Source organism: Desulfuromonas sp. CSMB_57 (assembly GCF_020194955.2).
GTDB lineage: Bacteria > Desulfobacterota > Desulfuromonadia > Desulfuromonadales > Syntrophotaleaceae > JAFCIY02.
Genome location: NZ_JAFCIY020000054.1, coordinates 1 through 1,904 on the forward strand (window position 1 = coordinate 1; position 1,904 = coordinate 1,904).

At 54.5% G+C, this 1,904-nt stretch carries 2 protein-coding genes; both read left to right on the forward strand.

What is annotated here, in order from left to right; genetic code table 11:
• Window positions 1-192 precede the first annotated feature (192 nt).
• On the forward strand, window positions 193-1,206 hold the full coding sequence (locus JQN68_RS13225) for a radical SAM protein (protein ID WP_225073918.1): 1,014 nt from the start codon (window positions 193-195) through the stop codon (window positions 1,204-1,206).
• Window positions 1,193-1,816: a class I SAM-dependent methyltransferase gene (locus tag JQN68_RS13230; RefSeq protein WP_249621240.1), complete on the forward strand. Its 624-nt coding sequence runs from the start codon at window positions 1,193-1,195 to the stop codon at window positions 1,814-1,816. The genes JQN68_RS13225 and JQN68_RS13230 overlap by 14 nt, the downstream gene beginning before the upstream one ends.
• Window positions 1,817-1,904 lie beyond the last annotated feature (88 nt).

Consider the following 1,904-nt stretch of genomic DNA (forward strand, 5'->3'; position numbering starts at 1 on the left):
TTCCCGATGACCGGCGCATCGCCGAGGCCTATTCACGGGGTGAACTGATGGTTGAGGCCTTGCCGGAATATCGCAGTCTTTTTCAGTCCCTGATTGCCAAAACCATGCTCTTGGAGACCGAGGTGCAAGAAAGTCACAACCAAGCCGGATAAGGACAACCGGCCCCGAAGGAGTCCGATAGCAAGGGTTGCCATGAACGGGATACTCAAAACAACTAAATTCATGACCCGTAGAGAGTACGGCTACTCCTTTGGCCCGGTACCTTCAAGGAGGCTGGGGAAAAGTCTCGGCATCAACAATATACCTGCCAAGGCATGCAACTATTCCTGCGTTTACTGTCAATTGGGTCGCACTGCCCAAATCCATGGGGAACGCTGTGTTTTCTATGATCCGGAGGATATTTTTCACGATGTTCAATGCCGCGTAAAACAAACGCGTGAGTCATGCGAACCCATTGATTTTCTGACTTTTGTTCCGGACGGAGAACCGACACTTGACCAGAATCTCGGCAATGAAATAGTGCGGTTGCGCATGCTGGGAATCCCCATCGGGGTCATCACGAACAGTACCCTGCTCTGGCGTGAAGACGTGCGGGAAGACCTTGCCAGGGCAGACTGGGTCTCGATGAAGATGGATGCCGTGGATGAGACTCTTTGGCGCAAAATCAATCGTCCACAAAAAGGCCTTAAACTATCCAGGCACTTGGAAGGACTAAGGGCTTTTGCAAGCAGCTTTCGAGGCAAACTGGTCACGGAAACCATGCTGGTCGGCGGAATCAATGACAACCGTGAAGCACTGCAGAATATCGGTGATTTCCTTCAGTCTTTGCAGCCATACCGGGCTTATCTGGCGATCCCCACCCGCCCCCCGGCGGAAACCTGGGTTCAATGCCCGAATGAAGAGGTCCTGACCAGGGCCTATGAAATTTTTGCGGAAAGAATCAGGAGAGTGGAATATCTCATCGGCTATGAGGGCGATGATTTTGGTGCCGCGGGCGACGTTGCCAAGGAACTTTTGAGGATAACCTCGGTCCATCCCATGCGGAAAACAGCCGTACAGCGTTTTCTGGACAGCCAGGGATCGGCATGGGCCGTTGTCGAAAAACTCCTGGAGCAGGGCGATCTCATCCACACACGCTTCAACGGCCACGATTTTTATCTGCGAAAATTTTCCCAGCAAAACGAGAAACCTCATGGACAATCTTGAAAGCAGAGGCCGGAACTATCTGGAACGCTGCAAACATCCATTCTGGCAAAATGTTTTTCAGTTGGAGATGGAATACCTGGTTGAACACCTCAAAGGCTGCCGCGACATCCTGAGCGTCGGCTGCGGACCGGCCATCATTGAAGGCGAATTGGCCAAACACGGCTTTCGTGTTACCGGGCTGGACATCTCGCGCGAAGCCCTGAGCTGTGCGCCGGACCGCATCCGCACGGTGGTGGGCCGGGCGGAGGATATGGCGTTCCCGCACCATTCCTTTGATGCCGTGATTTATGTGGCCTCCCTGCAGTTTGTGGATGACTACCGGACGGCCCTGGATAAGTCCGCCGGCGTCCTGCGCCCCGGCGGCCGCCTGATAATCCTGCTGCTCAACCCGGCCTCGGCCTTTTTCCGGGAAAAAAAGGCGGACCCCGCTTCGTATATCGCGAGTATCAAACATCCGGACTTGGCGGCCGTTCAGTCCAAGGCCTCTGAACTTTTTCTGGTACACGGAGAATATTATCTGCGCATCGATGGCGACCGGGTAGAGGCCGGCGGAAAAGAACCGGATTCAGCATTATTCATCCTTTCAGGCACCAAGCGAGCCGAGTTATAGGGAGTAAACACCATGCAGGAGTTGGTCATCATCAGCGGCAAGGGCGGCACGGGCAAGACCAGCGTCACGGCCTCCTTCGCCGTCCTGG

What these genes read in the sequence shown, in the direction of transcription:
- JQN68_RS13225 (WP_225073918.1), top strand. Translation starts at nt 193, where the DNA reads ATGAACGGGATACTCAAAACAACTAAATTCATGACCCGTAGAGAGTAC.
- JQN68_RS13230 (WP_249621240.1), top strand. Translation starts at nt 1,193, where the DNA reads ATGGACAATCTTGAAAGCAGAGGCCGGAACTATCTGGAACGCTGCAAA.